The sequence below is a fragment of the Hoeflea sp. 108 genome, from assembly GCF_000372965.1.
In the GTDB taxonomy this organism is placed as follows: domain Bacteria; phylum Pseudomonadota; class Alphaproteobacteria; order Rhizobiales; family Rhizobiaceae; genus Aminobacter.
Genome location: NZ_KB890024.1, coordinates 3,277,576 through 3,296,904, shown reverse-complemented (window position 1 = coordinate 3,296,904; position 19,329 = coordinate 3,277,576). Strand labels below are relative to the sequence as shown.

The 19,329-nt window shown below is 63.5% G+C and carries 19 protein-coding genes, 2 pseudogenes and 1 riboswitch; of the genes and pseudogenes, 3 read left to right on the top strand and 18 right to left on the bottom strand.

The window, feature by feature from the left end; genetic code table 11:
* Positions 1 to 96: 96 nt before the first annotated feature.
* The gene (locus B015_RS33315; protein ID WP_157632764.1) at positions 97 to 591 is read right to left on the bottom strand and encodes a hypothetical protein; all 495 of its coding nucleotides are present in this window, start codon (positions 589 to 591) and stop codon (positions 97 to 99) included.
* Positions 592 to 859: 268 nt separating this feature from the next.
* Positions 860 to 1,552, bottom strand: coding sequence for an outer membrane protein (locus B015_RS0116340; RefSeq protein ID WP_026227362.1), 693 nt, complete (start codon positions 1,550 to 1,552; stop codon positions 860 to 862).
* A gap of 170 nt (positions 1,553 to 1,722) precedes the next feature.
* On the opposite strand from B015_RS0116340, the pseudogene B015_RS33870 reads away from it, so the two are divergent.
* A pseudogene (locus tag B015_RS33870) lies at positions 1,723 to 2,223 on the top strand (SOS response-associated peptidase); the annotation flags it as partial.
* Between the two features lie 51 nt (positions 2,224 to 2,274).
* Here B015_RS33870 and B015_RS31075 read toward each other — a convergent pair.
* The 8 genes and pseudogenes from B015_RS31075 to B015_RS33860 all read right to left on the bottom strand — a co-directional run.
* Positions 2,275 to 3,747, bottom strand: a pseudogene (locus tag B015_RS31075) (YaiO family outer membrane beta-barrel protein); the annotation flags it as partial.
* Between the two features lie 200 nt (positions 3,748 to 3,947).
* On the bottom strand, positions 3,948 to 4,340 hold the full coding sequence (locus B015_RS0116330) for a response regulator (protein WP_026227361.1): 393 nt from the start codon (positions 4,338 to 4,340) through the stop codon (positions 3,948 to 3,950).
* 25 nt (positions 4,341 to 4,365) lie between these two features.
* The gene (locus B015_RS0116325; protein WP_018428795.1) at positions 4,366 to 5,526 is read right to left on the bottom strand and encodes a hypothetical protein; all 1,161 of its coding nucleotides are present in this window, start codon (positions 5,524 to 5,526) and stop codon (positions 4,366 to 4,368) included.
* Positions 5,523 to 5,852 (bottom strand): hypothetical protein, encoded by a 330-nt coding sequence (locus tag B015_RS0116320; protein WP_157632763.1) that lies wholly within the window; start codon positions 5,850 to 5,852, stop codon positions 5,523 to 5,525. The genes B015_RS0116325 and B015_RS0116320 overlap by 4 nt, the downstream gene beginning before the upstream one ends.
* Before the next feature lie 85 nt (positions 5,853 to 5,937).
* Entirely contained in the window at positions 5,938 to 6,327 is a 390-nt protein-coding gene (locus tag B015_RS0116315) for a response regulator (RefSeq protein WP_040456283.1), read from the bottom strand.
* Entirely contained in the window at positions 6,324 to 8,777 is a 2,454-nt protein-coding gene (locus B015_RS31070) for an ATP-binding protein (RefSeq protein WP_040456282.1), read from the bottom strand. The genes B015_RS0116315 and B015_RS31070 overlap by 4 nt, the downstream gene beginning before the upstream one ends.
* A 310-nt stretch (positions 8,778 to 9,087) precedes the next feature.
* Entirely contained in the window at positions 9,088 to 9,279 is a 192-nt protein-coding gene (locus tag B015_RS33865) for a hypothetical protein (RefSeq protein ID WP_018428791.1), read from the bottom strand.
* Between the two features lie 37 nt (positions 9,280 to 9,316).
* Positions 9,317 to 9,520, bottom strand: a complete 204-nt coding sequence (locus tag B015_RS33860) for a stage II sporulation protein M (protein ID WP_026227360.1) — start codon at positions 9,518 to 9,520, stop codon at positions 9,317 to 9,319.
* A 124-nt stretch (positions 9,521 to 9,644) separates the two neighbouring features.
* Between B015_RS33860 and B015_RS0116295 the strand changes: the two genes are divergently transcribed.
* Positions 9,645 to 10,115, top strand: a complete 471-nt coding sequence (locus B015_RS0116295; RefSeq protein WP_026227359.1) for a nucleoside deaminase — start codon at positions 9,645 to 9,647, stop codon at positions 10,113 to 10,115.
* Positions 10,116 to 10,247: 132 nt separating this feature from the next.
* Here B015_RS0116295 and B015_RS0116290 read toward each other — a convergent pair whose 3' ends face one another.
* Positions 10,248 to 10,643 (bottom strand): hypothetical protein, encoded by a 396-nt coding sequence (locus B015_RS0116290; RefSeq protein ID WP_157632762.1) that lies wholly within the window; start codon positions 10,641 to 10,643, stop codon positions 10,248 to 10,250.
* Between the two features lie 17 nt (positions 10,644 to 10,660).
* Positions 10,661 to 11,032: a hypothetical protein gene (locus tag B015_RS0116285; RefSeq protein WP_018428788.1), complete on the bottom strand. Its 372-nt coding sequence runs from the start codon at positions 11,030 to 11,032 to the stop codon at positions 10,661 to 10,663.
* A 376-nt stretch (positions 11,033 to 11,408) separates the two neighbouring features.
* Here B015_RS0116285 and B015_RS0116280 point away from each other — a divergent pair, with 376 nt between their 5' ends.
* Positions 11,409 to 11,942, top strand: a complete 534-nt coding sequence (locus tag B015_RS0116280) for a MarR family transcriptional regulator (protein ID WP_157632761.1) — start codon at positions 11,409 to 11,411, stop codon at positions 11,940 to 11,942.
* A gap of 48 nt (positions 11,943 to 11,990) precedes the next feature.
* Here B015_RS0116280 and B015_RS31065 read toward each other — a convergent pair whose 3' ends face one another.
* The 6 genes from B015_RS31065 to B015_RS0116250 all read right to left on the bottom strand — a co-directional run bounded on the left by B015_RS31065 (position 11,991) and on the right by B015_RS0116250 (position 19,269).
* A complete protein-coding gene (locus B015_RS31065; protein ID WP_018428786.1) occupies positions 11,991 to 12,755 on the bottom strand; it encodes an ABC transporter ATP-binding protein in 765 nt (254 codons plus the stop codon).
* Positions 12,752 to 14,509 (bottom strand): dipeptide/oligopeptide/nickel ABC transporter permease/ATP-binding protein, encoded by a 1,758-nt coding sequence (locus B015_RS31060; RefSeq protein WP_018428785.1) that lies wholly within the window; start codon positions 14,507 to 14,509, stop codon positions 12,752 to 12,754. Before B015_RS31060 ends, B015_RS31065 begins: the two co-directional genes overlap by 4 nt.
* Positions 14,502 to 15,464: a nickel ABC transporter permease gene (gene nikB / locus B015_RS0116265; RefSeq protein ID WP_018428784.1), complete on the bottom strand. Its 963-nt coding sequence runs from the start codon at positions 15,462 to 15,464 to the stop codon at positions 14,502 to 14,504. Before nikB ends, B015_RS31060 begins: the two co-directional genes overlap by 8 nt.
* 3 nt (positions 15,465 to 15,467) lie before the next feature.
* A complete protein-coding gene (locus tag B015_RS0116260; RefSeq protein WP_018428783.1) occupies positions 15,468 to 17,000 on the bottom strand; it encodes an ABC transporter substrate-binding protein in 1,533 nt (510 codons plus the stop codon).
* Between the two features lies 1 nt (position 17,001).
* Positions 17,002 to 17,718 (bottom strand): (2Fe-2S) ferredoxin domain-containing protein, encoded by a 717-nt coding sequence (locus B015_RS0116255; protein ID WP_343122982.1) that lies wholly within the window; start codon positions 17,716 to 17,718, stop codon positions 17,002 to 17,004.
* A 218-nt stretch (positions 17,719 to 17,936) separates the two neighbouring features.
* A riboswitch (cobalamin riboswitch) is annotated at positions 17,937 to 18,143 on the bottom strand.
* A 235-nt stretch (positions 18,144 to 18,378) separates the two neighbouring features.
* Complete coding sequence (locus B015_RS0116250; protein WP_018428781.1) at positions 18,379 to 19,269, bottom strand: LysR family transcriptional regulator; 891 nt, start codon at positions 19,267 to 19,269, stop codon at positions 18,379 to 18,381.
* Positions 19,270 to 19,329: the final 60 nt, after the last annotated feature.

Here is a 19,329-nt window from a genome sequence, read left to right as displayed (position 1 = left end):
AATGTGAGCGCTTGTGCCCCGTTGCCGAAAGGTGGCGGGGCTTTTGTATCAATAGTTGCACCAGAACACCCAAATGAGTGGGCGTTCGGAGTGAGATCATACCCCGGCCAGGCAGTTCCTGTTGATCGAAATGCTCACCAAGCTCATAACTATTCGCTGTGCGTCGACCCTGGCAATTCCGCCAATATCAAACCCGCACTCTGTCAATGACTCGTAGCGGTTTTCTGGGTCTCGAAAGTTGTAATAGACTTTGCATACCTGATCGTCGCAATACGTGTAATTTTGTCTCAGTCTCGACAGACGCACGTTGAAGTAGCGGCCGATGAAACGCTGGGTGCAAGCCTCCGGCGTGTCAGCGCAAGGCGTGGTCGACGCTATCGGTATCTCGATATACAGACTGCAGAAGTTGCCTGCGGCGACAATGCTTGTTCCTGGCATGCTGCTCTCTGCCCCAGACAGACAGAGTTCGCGCAGATGTTGGGAGTAGCCGGCGGCATCTGTCGGAAGCTCAGCTGCATGTGCAGTTGGCAACGGCAGGCCGAGCAAAAACGAACCAGCAAGGACGTTACGAAGGATTGTTCGCCCCGACATTCTTCTTGCCCCCAATGGATTCAGTCACTGCCTTCGTGGCAGCGGCGTGCCGCTGCCCATCGCGATGTCCATGCTTGCAGTGAAGGCGGCCGCAACCTTCTCTGTGATCTCGTCTCGCCGTGGCGAGGACTTTGGCAAGATATCTGACGATCTTCAGGAGGTCGTCTTGATCCCGCTTTCGCGTACTGGAGAGCGTGCCTTGAGCCGCGGAGATGGTCAAACAAAAACCCCGGCCGGAGCCGGGGTCTCTTTGGTCTGACTGTCGAGGTCAGAATTTGTAGCTGGCGCCGAGCCGCACGACATGGACGTTGTTGTCGAAGTCGTATCTGAAGCCATCGAACGAGCCTTGGCTGTCCTTGAGATCGACATACAGATATTCGGCGCGAAGGGACCAGTTGTCGGTGAGCGCATATTGCGCGCCTGCGCCGATGGTCCAGCCGGCCACGACGTCGTCGGCGACGGCATGGTTGCCTGGGACGAAATCATTGTCGTCGTAGCTGCTCTTGATGTGGCCAAAGGCGACGCCGCCGGTGACATATGGCAGGAAACGGTCGACCGAATATCCCAGGCGTGCGCGGGCCGTGCCGAACCAGTCGATCCTGGTGGAAAAGCTCTCATTGGCGCCAGGGATCATGGAGTTGGCGACGGTGTTGCTGATGTCGGCGCCGGTGATGTCAAGTTCAAGGCCATAGACCAATTGGCCCGACTGCCAGTTGTACCCGGCGTGCACGCCGCCAAGGAAGCCGTTCGAGTTGAACTTGAACTGCGTGTCGCCAAACTCCGAGAACGAATAATCGTCCAACTCGGTGACCGTGGTTCGGCCGGCGCCGTAGCCGAGATGCACGCCGACATAGCCGCCGGTCCAGACAAAGCCGGCCGGTGGGACGCTCACGGCATCCGCAGCATTTGCTGCACCGATCGACATGACGAGAGCCGTTGCGGCCCAAAGCACTGACTTCATGATTATCCCCTTGCCATTGGTCGGCAAATTACGCACGAAAAGATGAATTGCAATATCCTAATGCTCTAATAGGTTGTGGAAATTGGAGCGGGTGTTGCTGCATTGCCACGAGGTGGCCACGAGGAGGCCTGGGCATTGCCAAGCCTTCCGTCAGGCGGCAGAGTTGCGCCATGTGCGGTCGCGTCTTCGTCAAGTCGACCCTTGCCGAGCTGGTGCGTGGCTTCAGCTTCGCCGACCCTTCAGGCGTGGCCGGCCTCGGCAATGCCTTCCCACGCTACAATGGTGCGCCGACGCTGATCTATCCGATCATCGTGCCGGACGAGGCCCTAAAGGGCAGCGCGATGTTCGTCTCGGCCAAATGGGGCCTGATCCCGTCCTGGCAGAAAGAGGCGAGTTCCGGGCGGCCGCCGCCGATCAACGCACGTTCGGAGAGCATCGCCACCAACGGCATGTTCAAGCGGGCCTATGCGTCCAGGCGCTGCCTGGTACCGATCGACGGCTATTTTGAGTGGCGCGACATCAATGGCACCGGCAAGGACAGGCAGCCCTACGCCATCGCCATGAAAGATGGCTCGCCCTTCGCGCTGGCCGGCGTCTACGACGACTGGCGCAATCCCGCGACCGGCGAGCTGTTGCGGACGTTTTGCCTTGTCACCTGTGCGCCCAAGGCCGAAGATGTTCCGGTCGAAGGTCGGGCGCTTTTCGTGCGCGACGCTGCCGTGCAAGGTAAGATCATCGCTGACGTTCCAGGAGATGCCGGCAAAGGTCGTCTGGGTGCCGACCAGGCTGCCCTCCGAAATCTCGGGCGCATCGCTGTAGCCGACGAACAGGCCGATATGGGATGTCGGCGCAAGATCGGCGCGCAGGGCATAGCCGTCCGACTTCGTTCCGGCGTCATCGAAGGCATGGATCCAGCGCGCCGACAGGCCCAGCTTGCCGTCGAAAAGATAGGTCTGCAGCCAGGGCGACAGGGTGGTGACCTCGCTGTCGGAAAACACGTCGTATCGTGCGTCGATATTGAGCAGCAGGGGACCGAAATCGCCTTCCTTGCCCAGCGCCTGCCAGGACGCGCCGCCGCCGACCGACACTTGCGCCAGGAAGTCGGCATCGGGTGTCGCCGCGACCAGTCCATAACCGGAGAAGACAGGGGAAAACACATGCTCGAGGCGCGCCTCGAGCTGTATGTCAGTCGCGCCATTTCTGGTTGCGACACGCGTCCGCCCGCCGAGCGTGGTGTCCGGCGTCAGGCGATATGAAAGGCCGATCGAACTGTCGGTCCAGCTGCCCAAACCCGACGTCAGCGCGCTGACTTCGGTGCCGAGATCGAGGCGCCACTTTCTGGGGGCGGGCGCGGCAAGCCGCTGCTCGATGTCGCGGGAGCCGGGCTCAAGCGCAAGTGCTTGCCGAAAGGCAGCCCTTGCGCCTTCTTCGTCTCCCTGTGCCCTGCGAACGTCGCCAAGCCCGACGATGGCCTCGGCATTGTCGGGGGCGGATGCATGTATCCGGGTAAAGATCTGGCCGGCGCGTTCGTAATCCTTTTGGTCGAGCGCCACGCGCGCGCTCAACGCAAGCGCCTCGACATTGCCGGGCGATGACGCCAGCACCCGGTCGACAAGGCTCGACGCCTGCTTCAGGTCTCCCTGCCACAGCGCGAGACGCGCCTGTCCAAGGCGGGCGTCGACGAGATCGGGGCGAATGGCCAGCGCGGCGTCGAAGTAGCGGGCGGCGGCGTCGAATTTCTGCTGGTTGCCGCTGACCAGGCCCAGCGCCACCAGCAGGTCGGTGTTGCGCGGCTCGATTTTCAGGGCGCGCAGATAGGCCTGTTCGGCACCGGCAAAGTCCCCCTGCAGGCGCAGCCGCCGGCCCTCCGCCATTGGCCCGGCGACGGGGTCGGGCTTCGCTGCCGCCGGTCTCTTCCTGGCCGTGGCGGCTGCGGGCGGCTGCCTGGCCGCAACTTCGGCCGCCGCGCGCGCCTTCGTTATGTTGGCGATGAGACCGGCGATGTCGGCATTGCCCGGCTGCTGGGCCGCAAGCGGCTCGACCAGGGACTGTGCGGCATCGAGGTTTCCGGACCGAAACTCGACCTCGGCCAGGCCGAATCTTGCATCGGAGTAGGCGGGGGCCACGACCAGCGCCCTCGAGAATGCGCTTCGGGCCTCGGCAAGGTCGTTGCGCCCAAGCTGGGCGAAGCCCATCTGCACCAGGGCATCCGAATCGTCGGGCTTGATGGTGAGCAGGCGGTTGAGAACATCGACCGCGTCGTCGAAACGCTGCTCTTGCCTGGCCTTGACCGCCGATGCGTAGAGATCGTCCGGCGTCTGGGCGAGGGCGGCAGGCGAAAGACCGGAAGCAGCCAGCAACGTCAAGGCGAAGGCGATGCTCCGGCGGCCGCGCATCAACGGCCTCCGCCCTTGCGGGCAATGAGGCGGGACAACCGCGCCAGCAGCTCTTCAGGGATAAATGGCTTGACCAGGTAGTCGTCCGCTCCCGTCTCCAGCGCCGAGACGATGTCGCTCTGGCCCTTGCGGGCCGTGAGCATGATCACCGGCGTGGCGCTCAAGGCCGGATCGCCCTTGATGCGGGCCAGAACCTCGAACCCGTCGGCGCGCGGCATCATGGCGTCGAGCACGACCAGGTCGGGTCTTTCCGACTGCGCCTTGGCCAACGCTTCGTGTCCGTCTTCCGCGGTGACGACGTCATAACCTCGCGCCTGCAGCCGGAACTGGATGAGTTCCAGAAGCAGGGGGTCGTCGTCGCAGATCAATACTTTAGCTCTGGCCTCGTCCACACGTCCTCTCCGGCAATTCCTGCGCTCAGCCCCCCGGAGTGATCAGATCGTGAACCAGCATTCCGCCAAATGTGGCCCACGCACCCAAATGTCCCTCGAGCCTCGCCAGCGCCGCATCGATCGCATCCCGATTTCCGAGAAAGCTGATTCGTGATGGCTCGACCTGAAACTCATGGTTAAATGAGTAAACGGGCTTCGCATAGCTGTCGGCGACAATAGTGCTTAACAGTATCGCTTCAACCTGCCGCCCCGATCGGTCCAGCACCAGCTCTCCGCTCGCGCTGCGATTGTAAATCCGGTGTATTTCTTCCGGCAACGGGCCGCTTTCCAGGGCAATGTCGATCGGGATACCCATTTCGCTGCCCCAGTCGAGCCAGCCGATTGCAATCTGTTCGACGACCTCGACATCCGTCCTGTAGGCCATCACCGTGATGCTGGAGACCGCGCTTTTGACCTGCCGCAGGGCCATCTTGCCGGATGGCTCGTCGAGCATCCAGAAGGGCACGACCACGGCGACGTTTTCGCCGAGAACCCCGGAGAGCTCCTGGACCGTCACTGCCCATTCCCGCCAGCCGGAAGCGGGATCCGATCGGTATGTCTGCTGCAGATACGGCTCGATGTCATATTGGAACGAGCGCACAGGCGCTCCCGCGCGTTTGAATTGACGCAGCACGGCTGCACGCCGCAGCGCATTGGCCCGGCCTGCGGCGCTCGCCATGTCGGGGTCGCCCTCGACCGCATGCGGGGCGATGCCGGCCGCCGCCAGCGTCGCCATGAGGTTCCGGACCCTGGCAGGGGCGACCACGCCGGCGTCGTCGACGCCAAGCTGGAGAAACAGGTCGCGGACACCGGATGTCCGAGCCGCCGCCACCAGCAATTCGGGTCGGTCGAGCCAGGGCGTCAGGTCCCAGAGCCATGTCCCGATCCCCCGGGATTGCCTGATGGGATGCGGCACGATGCGGATGGCGGATATCGACACTGCCGCAGCTTCGGCCGGGCAGACGACGACCAGTTCCGCCTTGCCGCTGCCCGGCCATGCAGCCGACGGGATGGCCGCCAGCTTCGCCCCGGCCGATTTCGTCTCCGCCGGTCTCGACGGGAAGGTCGTCTCCGCGTCGCGACCAGCCTCGACCATGGCAAAGGCGACGTTCTCGCCGACACCCTCGATTTCGAGCGTGCCCGTCATGGCGCGTGGAAACCGCAAGCCGGCGTTGCAAGAACGACGCCGGCAGGCCTGGAGCCGGCAGCGCAGGAGATCGTGGTTCTGCCGCGGGCCGTTGTCGCGCTGGCCCGCTCCTCGACGCCGAAGGGGCGGACGCTCATCTGCGCCAGGAGGTTTGTCGAGAGCGGGAAGGGGCGTGGTGCCGCCGCCGCTGGCTCGTGCGATGGCAACAAGGCCTCGTTGGGAACGAATGTCGCGCCAACCATGCGCCCCACCAGTTCGATGCGATCGGGCACGGCATCGACTTTGCCCAGGCTGTAGATCCAGATGGGATCGCGCTGGTCAGCCATGGCCGTTCCGCCTCCCGTCAGAACCTGCAGATGGAGGGCAAGGCCCAGGACGATCGGCGACCACCTGCCTTTGCGTTGGGCTGCGCTATGTCCTGCCGTCATGAGCATTGAGCAGCTGCTTGACCTCGGCTGCCAGTTTCATCGGATCGAAAGGCTTGGCCACGACGCCGATGGCGCCCATCGACCGGTAGCGCTCGACTTCGTGCAGCTGCGTCTTGGCCGTGATGAAGATGACCGGAATTGCAGCCGTCGAGGGCTGCTCGGCCAATCGCCTCAACGTTTCCGGGCCATCCATTTCCGGCATCATGACGTCGAGCAGTATCAGGTCGGGTTGCCATCCGGCTGCCTCGCCGAGCGCCTCGCTGCCCGACGAACATTGACGCACGCTGAAGCCGGGCTCGAGTTCGAGCGACATCTGGGCGATTTCGCGGATATCGTCTTCGTCGTCGACGTAAAGAATTCTGGCGGACATCATTTCACCTTGCTTGCGAGGGGGCTTGCGAGGGGGCGCGCGGCGGCAACATGCCTTGCGGGAAGATGGCTCCTCACCAGCCGGGCGACGTCGACCTCCGACGCCTTGGTCTTGGTCATCACCGCCTTGACGCGTCCGCTCAAGGTCTGGTCGAACTCGGCCGCCGAAAACACCACGACAGCCGTTTCGGGAGGCAGGTTCGACAACAGGTCGAGGCCCGATCCATCGGGCAATGCGATGTCGAGAATCATCAGGTCGAAGCTGTCGCGGGCAATCTCCTGCTGCGCCTCGCCGAGCGTCCTTGCCGAGGTGATCGAGACGTCGGGCCCGAGCCCCTCGGACATCACCGCAAGCACGCCTTCGTCGTCCTCGACATGGAGGATCCTGGGCTTGTCAGTCCGGCGCATCACGATCTTGCCGAGCGCCGAATGGAGACGGTTGGGGTCGACGGGCTTTTCGAGCCAGTCGATGATGCCGACCGCCGAGCCGTTGATCGAACGCCTGGCCTCGTCGGCAACTGCCGAAACGACGATCACCGGGATGTCGGCGTTGACCTCGGAGGCCCTGATGTCGTGGAACAGCTTGATTCCGGATTCGCCGGCAAGCTTGATGTCCAGCGTCATCGCCGCATAGTTGCGCGACCGCAGCAGCATCTTCGCCGAGGCGATGTCGGGCGCGACGTCGCAGGAGAAACCCTCCGCATCGAGCAGGGCGGCGATGACGGTCGAGACATCGGCCTCGTCTTCGCAGACCAGTACCCGGGTTCGATGGTCGTCTAGCCCCATGGTCGCGATCGGCTTCGGCGCGGCATGTGACGGCCTGGCCTCAGGCAGGTCGACGTGGAACGACGTTCCCTTGCCTTCCTCCGTTTCAAAGGTCAGCGTGCCGTCGAGCCTTTCGACGATGGTCTTGGCAATGCTGAGGCCCAGCCCGGTTCCGCCCTTTTCCCGCGTGTTGGATCCGTCGGCCTGCTCGAACTTGCCGAAAATACGGCCCCTGAACGCCTCGGGAATACCGCTGCCATTGTCGATCACCGAGATGCGAAGCGTACCTTCCCTCAGGCGGGCCAGCCTGACGGTGACAGTCTCGCCGGCGGGCGAGAACTTGATCGCATTGGACAGCAGATTTGCCAGCACCTGGTGAAGGCGATCGGGATCGACCCGGACTTCGGCACGCGGGGCATCGTCGATCAGCACCAGCCTGATCTGCATGTCGGTGCGATAGTTCGCACTCGCCGCAACAACCTGCTCGAGCACCTGCCGGACCGCCATCTGCCTGATGTCGAACGTCATCTTGCCCGACTCGATCTTCTCCATGTCGAGGATGTCGTTGATGAGATGGACCAGCCGCTCGCTGTTGGTGTGCGCGATCTTGACGAGGTTTGCCGCCTTGGGCGGCAGTTCGCCGGCCACGCCCGCCGCTATCAGCCCCAGCGAGCCGCGGATCGAGGTCAGCGGCGTGCGCAACTCGTGGCTGACGGTCGAGATGAACTCGTTCTTCAACTGGGCGCTGCGCTTCTGTTCGGTCACGTCGCGGTTGTAGGTGATGATCCCGACCACACGGCCGGCCTCGTCCTTGAACGGCGCCTTCAGCGTCGACAGCCAGCCGGGCGCGCCGTCGGCGAGCAGGGCCTGCTGGTCGACCCGCACGCTTTCATCGTTCTCCAGGGCCGCGACCTCGTCCTTGCGGAACTGGGCGGCCATCTCAGGCGGGAAGAAATCGAAATCCGTCTTGCCGATCAGTTCCTCGACGGAGCCGACGCGCATCAGGGCCGCCGTGGCCGGATTGGCGGCAACGAAGCGCCCGTCCACGTCCTTGACGTTGAGACAGTCCGGCAATTCGCGGACCATGGCGCTGAAAATCCTGTTGGCCTCGGCCAGTTCGCGCCGCCTCAATTGCCGGTCGAGAAGCACGCCGATGATGACCGGGCTGATGAAGGCGAACAAAACCAGCGGAATGCCGGTGCGGGCAATGAGATCGCCCCTCGCTCCCGACGGAAAGGCAAACAGGCTGATCAGGCTGCCGATGGCGACGGCGACCGCCAGGCCGAAGATATCCATCGTCGTCCGCTGGCGCGACCTGACCGCCCGGTGGCAGGCCAGGCCGACGACCGTGGCAATGAGGATGCCCGCCAGGCCGGGCACCGCGCCCTGTCCGCCAAGATGGACGCGAAAGGCGATTGCCGCGCCCGTCGTCACCACCATTGCCGGCAATCCGCCGAAAAAGACTGCCGATGCGATGAAGGCTGAGCGCAGGTCGAGGATAAAGCCCGATGCGATGGGCAGCGCCAGCATCATCGAAATGATGGCGCCGCCTCCCATCACCGCGCCGAGAGCCAGCGACTGGGCCGTCTTCGAAAGCTTGCCGGTCACATCCGAAATCAGGTCCCATGCGACCATCAGGATCGAGACAAGGGCGAGATTGGCCAAAAGCGATTGCCAGATTGGGCTCATGGTTCGGTCGACCCCCGTTCATGCATGCGAGTCGCCTCGCGGCAAAAGTCGCCCGAGTATGGAGCGCGACAGCTGACTTCACCATATCCCGAACGCACCGGCGGCGGGTTTTGCTCAGGTCGGTGAATGACGGACCGCACGACCATGCTCGATGGCTCGGCGGCTTCGGCTCGGCCCTATGCCCACGATCTCCACCTTGGACGGGGAAAAGACTGGGGGACGCCGGAAAAGGCCGAGCGCATCGGCGCCTGCCGACACCTTTATCGCAAATGCCGCCTGCCTGCAGCTGTCAGGCATCGTCGCGTTGCCGTCAGAACAGCCAGATGCCTATGGCGAGCAGCGCTGCAAGGCCTGCGCTCGGCAGGATCAGGGAGGTCAACTCGAAGCTGCCGGATTCGCCATGCTCGGAGGCGTGGGCATGGTCGCCGGCCGTGTGCCCCGCGGCTGTCTGGTCGCCGGAGAAGGCGTCAGGCTGGAGCGCTGCGATGACGAGCGTGGGCACGCCATCGACAGCCGGCCGGGAAAGGCGATGCGCGTGCCTATGCGCATCCCGGCAGCTCCGGCGATGCAATGGCGAAGAGTTCGGTGCTGCCGTGAATGAACAGCCCGGCGCCGAATTCGTATGCAAGACCTTTCGCCCAGAAGACATAGAACATCGCGCCGAGGATGCACCCGTTCATCAGCATGAGCAGGGCCGTGGGTACGGCGAGCGCGCAGCCCAGTGCAAAGGCGAGGATCGACACCTGGACGTTGTGGTGAAAAGGTAGGCGGCGAAAGTGGACAGGTGGCCGTCGCCGCCATCGTAGAGCCCTTGTCGCCATTTGGAAGAGCAGCCAGCCGCCCGTAAAAATAGGAGGGGATTCTGCCATGACCAGAGAACAGATGATCGCCCATATCCGTGAAGCCAATGATGTTGCTCGCGCCACCGCTGCCCATGGTCATCATCCCTTCGGTGCGGTGCTGGTCGGGCCCGACGACGGGATCCTCATGCGCCAAGGCAACATCGATACGGTGCATCATGCGGAGAGCGAGCTGGCGCGGCGGGCGGCGGCGGCCTATTCGCCGGAATTTCTCTGGACCTGCACGCTGGTATCGACGGGGGAGCCCTGTGCGATGTGCGCAGGCACACTCTACTGGGCAAACATAGGCCGGCTTGTCTACGGCTATGAGGAGACCAAACTCCTTGCACTGACTGGCGACCATCCCGAAAACCCCACGATGAGCCTTCCCTCCCGCACGGTGCTTGCCTCCGGCCAGAAGGACGTCGAAGTATTCGGTCCGTTCCCCGAGATCGAGGACGAGCTGCTTGCGCCTCACCGCGATTTCTGGAAGCGCTGACGCGGCGGCCGTCAGTCCGGCGGCCGTCAGGGCGGCGGAGGCTGCGCGGCGGGTAGCCTGTAAATGTTCGTTCGGCCTCTTGATCGGTCATCGTGGAGAAGGGGCCGGCCTTGTACAGCAGCAGGGCCTGTTTCAGTTGCCGGCGCCGGGCTTCTTGCCGGAAGGCGTGCCGTCGGGGTTCATGCCATAGCGTCGGTAGAGAGCCTGCTCATCGCGGGCCAGTTGGGCATCCATGCGCGCATCGGCACTTCTGGCCAATGCGTTTCGTGCAGCAAGTCCAGCTGGAGCCTTGATAAAACTGGATATGCCGGTCGGATCGGCGGATGCGGCGAGGCTTGTCGCGCCCTGGGCTGCGCCAAATGCCGCAGCTTCCGCATTGAGCTGTTTTTCCAAGGCTCTCGTTTCATCAGAAAAGTTCGAGCCCTGGAAACTGGATTGGGAACTCTGACATGCAGATAGCTGAAATACTGCCAGTGATGCGAGAACAACGCAGGCGATGCGACCGTTGCAATACATGACGACAAACACCTCAAATCCGATATCGCCTAGTAGCAGGCCACGCTGTAGTTGCCCTGGCCGCGTATCGCCATGCTGTTCACCGGCCCCATGGCGCGAGCGGCCAGTGCGCCACCTGGTCCGGCGACGCTGACGGCTGCTGTTGCGCCCCTGACCGCCATTTCCTGTGCCTGCACGGCGCGCGAATGCGCCTGAAGCTGGTCGATGCACGATTGCGCGGAGGCAAAACCCCTGGCGCGTTCAATATCTTGTGGCGTGGCACCGGGACGGCGGGCCGCCATTTCGGCGCTCGCCTGGCGACTGGCCATGTCGGTCCGCAACGCAGTCATGCGGGCATCGCTGCTGGTGCAACCCATCACAGGCAGGCACAGCGCAGCAGCAAAAAGCCATCTGGTCTTCATTACAACTCTTCCCACGGTTTGGTTTGAAGCATCCGACGATGTTCGTCGTCCTGCCCTGTCGTCAGGTGCAGATGTGCCGGATGCTCCTTTGACGGCTCGTCTTCCGAGCCGCAGCAAGCCTGGCAACGACGACTGATCCCATCAGGCTATAGCGGGCCCCGTGGAGAGGCCGAAGGGCCAATCAATTACAATTCTTCTGCTAATTTGGGAGAGACCAGGCCGATACTGCGGCAGCGAGATGGGGCCAGGCAGCTGACCACGGGGACCGCGTTTTTCATTGTGCCACATGGCTGGCGAAGCGCATGGAAGGGCGGTTGCCATGCCCGGCTTTTGAAGAATAGACACAGTTCCAAGCGGTAACGGGGAAAATCGTCTTATGGGGAACAGGAAAGCACCACTGCCACCGAAAGAAGTCTTTGATGAAGTGCTGTCGATCGACCGGCATTCGGAGGTAGCGCTCGATCAGGAGCATCGTGCCGTGCTCGCTTCGGATGTGTCATGGCTCGAATACCGGGCAGAATTTCGCAGGCAGATGATCAAGAGCGGCTTCCTCAAGCATCCATGGCGCAGCATCTTCGAGGCGGACATGATCTTCACCCTTATCGGTCACAAATGGCTGCAGGGCGAAATATTGACGGTGAAGGAGGTGGCGACCTATTTCGAGGCCTTCACCAGCAATGTCACCATTACCCGGCACATCGACGACATGGTTGCATCCGGCACGCTGGTGCGCACGCCGGACACCAGGGATCGCCGACGGTTGCTGTTGATGCCGACCCAGCGCCTTTTCGAGATCGGCCGGATCTTTCTGGAGGCGCGCAAGGAAATCGGCCGCAGACATGGCTTCGTCTATGATCCCGACCGCGCCGAGGCGGAACGGGAATTGTCCCGATTGACCACCTCGCCATGACCGGCGATGGTTTGGCCTGATCGCCAGGCGTTCGAAGCCCGCAGCTTCCTAACTGACGCTCCATTGCGGCATCGGCAGCACGTCGCGCAACAGCGTCTGCGTGTATGAATGGGATGGCTGCGACAGGACCGTGTCGACCTTGCCGTCTTCCACAACCTGGCCCCGATCCAGGACGACGATCTTCTGGCAGATGTCTGCAACCACCCCGAAGTCGTGGGTAACGAGCAGATAGCTGATGCCAGACGTGCGATGGAGGTCGAGGAGCAAGTCGATCAGTCTCGCCTGAACCGAGACGTCGAGCGCAGAGAGAGGCTCATCCAGCACCAGCAGCTCAGGCTCCGGGGCAAGCGCCCGGGCCATGCAGACACGCTGGCACTGGCCTGTGCTGAGCTCGTGCGGATGGCGATCGAGCAGGTCGGCGGTGAGCGCGACACGCTCGAGCAGGCGGCAAAGGCGTTCGTTCCGTGCCTCGGCTCCTTCCCGGGGAAGCCAGTTGACCAGCGGCTCGGACAGGATCCTGCGGATGGTCCAGCGCGGGTTGAGGCTGGACCTCGGATCCTGAAATACAGCCTGCATGCTGCGGCGGGCCCTGCGGCGCACCATGCCGTCGGCAAGCGATTGGCCATGCCATCGCAGGTGACCGCTGTCCGGCCGCTCAAGGCCGAGGATGCACCTGGCAATCGTGCTCTTGCCTGAACCGGACTGTCCGACGAGCCCCACGATCTCGGCGCGGCCTATTGCGAAGGAGACATCGGTCAGAACCCTGTTGTCCTTATAGCGTTTGGAAAGCTGCTCTACCGACAGCATGGTCATGTCTCGCTCAAAGATGCGGAGCGGAGCCGGCGGCCCGGCACCGCCGTCAGCAGCTCACGCGTATATGGATGGGACGCGTCTGCGAACACCTTTGCGGTCGGGCCGCTGTCCACGATTGTGCCGTTTCGCATGATCGCCACGCGATCGACCACGCGCGAGACCACACGCAAATCGTGCGACACGAAAACCAGGGCAAGCCCGTAACGGGCCTGCAGGTCGCGAAGCAGGTCCAGGATACGGAGTTGGGTCGACACATCGAGCGCCGTCGTCGGTTCGTCGGCAATGAGCAGCCTTGGCCTGTTGACGACTGCCATCGCGATGACGACACGCTGCCGCATGCCGCCGCTGAGCTCGTGCGGAAACTGCCTTAGGACGCGCGCGGGCAGCTGAACCTCGTCCAGTACCTCGCTCAGCCTGTGTTCGATCGCTGCTGGGGAGGGGGCAAGGTGAACCTGCATCACCTCGCGGATCTGGTCACCGATGCGCAGCACGGGGTTGAGGGCGGCCAGAGGATCCTGGTTGACCAGCGTGGCCATCCGCCCGCGCACCTGTTGCCAATCGTCCCAGGACCAGGGAGCCGTATCCTGGCCAAACAGGGCGGCACGGCCGCTCACAAGGCCCAGCGGGGGCCTTGTCAGGCCGAGCGCCAGGGCAGCGACCGTGCTCTTGCCGGAGCCGCTTTCGCCGATCAGCCCGATGCTTTCGCCGCGCCCGACACGCAGGCTCACCTCATTGAGGATGGGCCGGCCGAAATAAGGCGACCGAGGGTCGACGACCTCGACCCGGACAGCCTGCAGATCAAGGGCAGGGGAGGCCGCATCCGGGGACGCCTCGTATGAGGCGACGATGGCCTGCGCATGCAGGGGACGGCTGGCGCCCCAGCGCGGGAGACGCAGCCAGTTGCGCGGGCCATGGACGGGGCGGCCCTCGACGCTGTCGCGCACGATGTCGCCGAAATAGTTGGCAGCCAATACGACGATGAAGATTGCCATGCCCGGTGCGAGCACCAGCCAGGGCGCGATCTCCATGCTGCCACGACCCTCGTTCAGCATGGCGCCCCATTCAGGCGCAGGAGGCGGCACCCCGAGGCCGAGGAACGAGAGTGCGGAGACCGCAAGGATCAGGTTTCCGATGTCGAGCATCGCCAGAACGAGGATCGGCCCGGTCAGGTTCAGGGCGATGTGGCCGGTCAGGATTTTCCAGGTCGGTGTTCCCAGGCATCGTGCGGCCGACACATATCCCTCCTGCGCCAGCTGAAGTGTGAAGCCACGGATGATGCGGGCATAGGCCGGCCACGCGACGACCGAAATGGCGATGGTGAGCGGTACCATGCCGCCGCCCATGAGCGCGGCGACGGCGATCGCCAGCACCAGCCGTGGGAAGGCGAGCAGCACATCGATGATCTTGGTCAGGACGAGGTCGACCACGCCTCCGAAATAGCCGGCCACGATGCCGACAGTGACCCCGATCGACATGACAATCAGCACGGCAATGGCCGCCACCGTCAGCGAGGTGCGGCCGCCGTGGAGAAGCCGCGTGAAGACGTCGCGACCGAAATCGTCCGTTCCGAGCCAGTTGACGGCATTCGGCGGCACGAGGACCCGCTTGAAGTCGGTGTCGACAGGGCTCAGGCCGGAGATGAGAGGTGCGGCGAGCACTGCGGCCAGCATTGCAACGACGATGGCCAGCAAAAGCATGCCGACCGGGTCGCGGCGCAGGCCGCTCGCAAAGCGACGCAGAACGCGGTCAGACATTGCCGTGCTCTTCGATGCGGACCCGCGGATCCATGAAGCGGTAGAGAATGTCAACGGCGAAATTGATGATCACGAACAGGCTCGCCATCAGCAGCGTGAAGCCCTGGATGACGGGATAGTCGCGGCCGCCGATCGCCTCGACCATGTATCGACCGACTCCGGGCCAGGCAAAGACCGTCTCGATCACGGCGGTGCCGCCGAGCAGGCCGCCGGCGACAAGCGAGGCAGCGGTGATCACCGGTATCAGCGCCGGCCGCAGGGCGTGACGGAAAAGCAACGTGCGCCGCTTCATGCCCTTTGCTTCGGCCATCAGCATGTAGGGCTGCGACAGGGTGTCGAGCAGGCTGGCGCGAAGAAGCCGTGAGGTCGCCGCGGCGATGCCGACGCCGAGCGTGACGGCAGGCAGGATGATGCTTTCCGGCCGCCTGCCGCCCATGGCCGGCAGCCAGCCCAGCGTGATGGCGAAGAGATAGATGAGCAGGACCCCAAGAAAGAAACTCGGCAGGGACTCGCCGACCAGGCTCAGCACCCGGGTCACGTGATCGGTGGTGCGCCCGGCATAGAGGCCGCCGAGGATTCCACTTGGAATGGCGATGACGAACATCACCACAAGTGCGGCACCTCCGAGTTTCAGCGTTGCTGGAAGGCGAGCCGCCAGCTCGTCGGCAATGGGCTGGCGACTGCGCAGCGAGGTTCCGAGATTGCCCGTTGCCACGCGTCCGAGCCACGTCACATATTGCTGCGGCAGAGGGGCGTTCAGGCCCATCTGGTCGCGCAGCTCATCGATATCGCGCTGGGTGATCTGTGCGGAATCGAGGCCGGGCTCGACCATGGTCAGCAGCACCGCCGTGGCTGGATCGCCCGGGATGAACCGCAGCATCAGGAAGACGACCACGGTTATCCCGAACAGGACCGAAAGCCCGGCCAGGGCGCGTCGGAGCGCGTAGCCGAGCATTCGTCACTCCGCCGCGATATACATCGAAGGCGTGATGTCGCGCGGACGCTCGACGTCGACGCCTGCGACGCGCCTGTTGTGCGCGATGCCGATCAGTTCGGCGTTGGCGACGTAGATCAGCGCGGTGTCGGCCATCACTTTTTCCTGAATCTGCCTTGCCAAGGCAAAACGAGCGTCGGTGTCGGCCTCCGTGCGCAGCTGGTCGATGAGCGCGTCGACCTCAGGGTTCGCGTAGCGCTGCCAGTTCTGCACGGCGTCCGAACGGTAGAAGCTGGAGAGCTGGCCGTTGAGGTCGCCGGTGGCTGTGCCGCACGAGCAGTAGGTTGCGATGTCGAATGCCCCGTCGAGCATGATCTGGTTGGAGGCCGTCGGCTCGACCACGTGAAGCTTGGCGGAAACGCCGATCTTGCGCCACTGCGCCTCAAGAGCGACGGCGACGGTCTGCCACCAGCCATAGGTCAACACGGTGAATTCGAGCTTCTTGCCGTCACGCTCGCGGATGCCGTCTGCGCCAGGCTTCCAGCCGAGTTCGTCCAGCAGCGCCCTTGCGCGGTCAGGGTCGGTGACCTGCTTCGTCTCGATCGCGTAGGGCAGGCCGGCGGGAAAGTGCCCGGTCGAGTGCGTCGCAAATGGCGCCATCACGCCGTCGACGATCTCGTTGCGATCGGTGCCGAGGCTGAGTGCTTCCCGCAGCTTCACATCCTGAAGCAGAGGGTTGCGGTAGTTCATCCAGATGTTCCAGTTGCTCGCGTTGACGACAGGGAACTTGTAGTCTTTGGAGCGGACATAGGCGCGGCGCTGCTCGAACTGGACGTTGGCATCCATGTCGGCCTCGCCCGACTGCATGGCCAGATAGCGGGTCTGCGGATCGACGACGAAACGGGCTTCGAGCCGCTGGAGCTTGGGCTGCTCGCCCCAGTAGCCCTCGAACGGCTTGGCCACCACGAGCTCGCCGGGGACAAACTCGGCAGGCTTGAAGTAGCCGGAGAGGTCGGCCTCCAGCGCGTATCGATCGCCGAGTTCTTCGGCGCGCGCGGCGTTGTGCACAGCGATCGTGACCGTCTTGAACAGGAATGCCGGGTCCGGCCTCTCGGTGCGGATTTCAAGCGTGGTTGGACCCACGGCCTTGAACGTCGCGCCACGCAGGATCGAGGCCGCGCGGGTGTTCTTGGCCTGGTGTCGCTCGAAGGATGCCTGGACGGCCGCCGCATCGACGGGCGCGCCGCTCCAGAACCTGGCGTTCGGCTGCAACTCGATCCGCCACAAGGTCGGTTCAACCCGCTCCCAGCTTTTGGCGAGCGCCGGGATGAGGTTGGCGCCGTCGAGCGTGGCATGAACCAGCGGCTCGGCGAAGCCGTTGTTGATGATCCGCTGGGCATCGATGTTGATGGGGTCGAGCGAGCGCGGCATGTTTGCCGTAACGAGCCGCAAGACCTGCTCGTCCGCAGGCGCCGCTTCCTGGGCGAAAGCAGGCAAGGCGAAGGTCGACCAGGTGGCGGCAAGCGCGGCCAATGCGGTCCGCGAAAGATAGTTCATCTTACTCTCCTGTAGATGTGGAATTCTTGGCCACGAGACGCAGCCGCTGTTTGCGGCCCGTCGGCTGGTAGGCGAAATCTTCGACGACCCGGCCGCCGAGCAGGTGTTCCTCGACGATACGGTCGACCGCCGTCTCGGTGACGCCGCCGTAATAGGTGCCTTCGGGAAAGACCTGGAGCACGGGCGCGAGATTGCAGGGCCCGAGGCATGTCGCCTTGGCGGTCATCGTGCCGTCGCCGGTCGTGCGCAGCTTGCGGTTTTCCTGCACGTTGCGCAGGTGGCCCCAAATCGCGTGTGCGCCGGCCGCGTTGCAGGCGCCGCCTTCGCAGACAAGGACTCGTCGCTTCTGCGCCGGCACCAGCGATCCTTCCTGCTTGACGGGATCGTCGGTTGGAATTGCAGGCTCGGCAGAAGCACCGTTGATGAGAGCCCCGAGCAAGGGCTCGAAATGGAGGCTCTGGGCGATATCGCGGGATATCCGGATCGGCGGCCACCCACCTGGATGTTCGGACTGCCAGCGCTTCAGCGAGCGTGTGATCCAGTTGAGGAATCCTGGCTCCAGCGGAAGAACCAGCGGCACCACGATGATGGTTTCATAAGGCCCGCCGCGCAATGACAGGAGCGCGTCGCGCAGCGAGGGCTGACCCTGCTCGGAATAGCAGGCAACCGCCGTAGCTACCCCCTGTAACAATGCAGCCATTGCCGCCATGCGTTGCATTTCGGCATGCGGAGCCGCTGCAAATGCCGACTTTGCGACCAGCAATACGGCCCGCCCGGACGCCACTTTGCCCGGCTTGAGTTTGGAGTTCGAAAAAGGAAAATCTGTTTCCAACGAAAAAATCCCCGACCTGATGCGAGCGGGGATATGGAAACGTGGCCGCGCAGACATGCCGGAGGCAGCCGCGACAGCGCGCGCTCCTGTGGCACACCCCGACCACGGAACCTAAGCAGTCAGGCAGGTCTCCTGGCTCGCGGTTCATCGCTGTTTCGCCTGTCTTCCCAGCACCGAAGTGCCAGTGACGTCGTTGGCGTAACAACTCGCCGCTTACAGTTGCGGGTCAGCTCCGGTTTCGCACCGGATTCCCTCTTAGCTGTCACGTTGGCGCAGGCCGTCGTGACAGAACCTTGACGGGCGCAACCTATCGCTATCGACCTTCAAGTCAATCCCCGTTCGTCAGCCAATTCGCGGAAGACCAAAAAAGCAGATTAGCTATATTGTGAGCACGAACATGCCATGGCTGGCTGTTCTTCTTGGTGTGACGTCATTCGACTTGCGCACGGCATAGTCAGCGTCAGCAGCTTGTTGTCCGCACCTGCCGGACGTCTGTTTGTGGCGCGAGCAAGAGCATTCACCCTCCTGGCGGAGAACAGGAATTGGCTAGCCTGCCAATGCCAGTTTGCCATAGCGGCTGACCTCGGTCTCAATCTCGGAGATCAGGCTTTCGAGGGCGGGATTCCTCGTCTTTTTCGCCCGTCGCACCACGTAGACAAGCTGTGGGGGCGCGGGAAGGCTGTTGTCGAGGATCTCCATGTCCGGACGCAGATGGCGGTCACTCAGGAGTGCGACGCCCAGTCCGGCATTGACCGCAGCGACAATGCCTGCGGCGCTTGAGCATTCGAACACGGTTTCCAGCTCCGCACCGCCATCCTGTCCAATGTCGATTGCCCAGCGTCGGTAGAAACAGTCGTCGTCGAAGGACAGGAACGGGATCGCTCCTTCAGGATCCAGCAGCAGCTCGCGGGATTTGACCCAGTGCAGGTTTTCGCGAAACAGCACCAGGTCGGTCGGGCGCACCTCATGGGCGAAAACCTGCACGATGGCCACATCCATCTCGCCGCGCTCGAGCATCGCGCGCAGAACCAGGCTCATTCGAACCTTCGTTCTCACCGCGACATGGGGATGCTGGCGCCGGAAGCGCCCGAGGATGCGCGACAGGTCCGAGCATGTGGTGTCCTCGGTGAGACCCAGCAGGATCCGACCGGCCAGATCCGACCTGGCGAAGCTGATCAGCGCCTCGTCGTGCAGGTCGAGGATCTTTGCGGCGTAGTCGAGCAGCGCCGTTCCTTCTGAGGTAAACATGCCGCCGCCGGGCCGTCTGTCCAGCAACTGGCAGCCAAGGCTCGTTTCCATGCGCTTGATCTTGTGGCTCACGGCCGATTGCGTCAGGCCGAGTGCCTCGGCAGCCCGGGTGACGCCGCCGTGGAGCCTGACCGCCCGAAGCGCGCGCAGCGCGTCGATGTCCAGTCGCCTCGCATTGATCTCGTTCATTCCGGGCCTCGACGCCAATTCACCTCTGACGGGGATTACATTCATCTTCGGACGGTATTT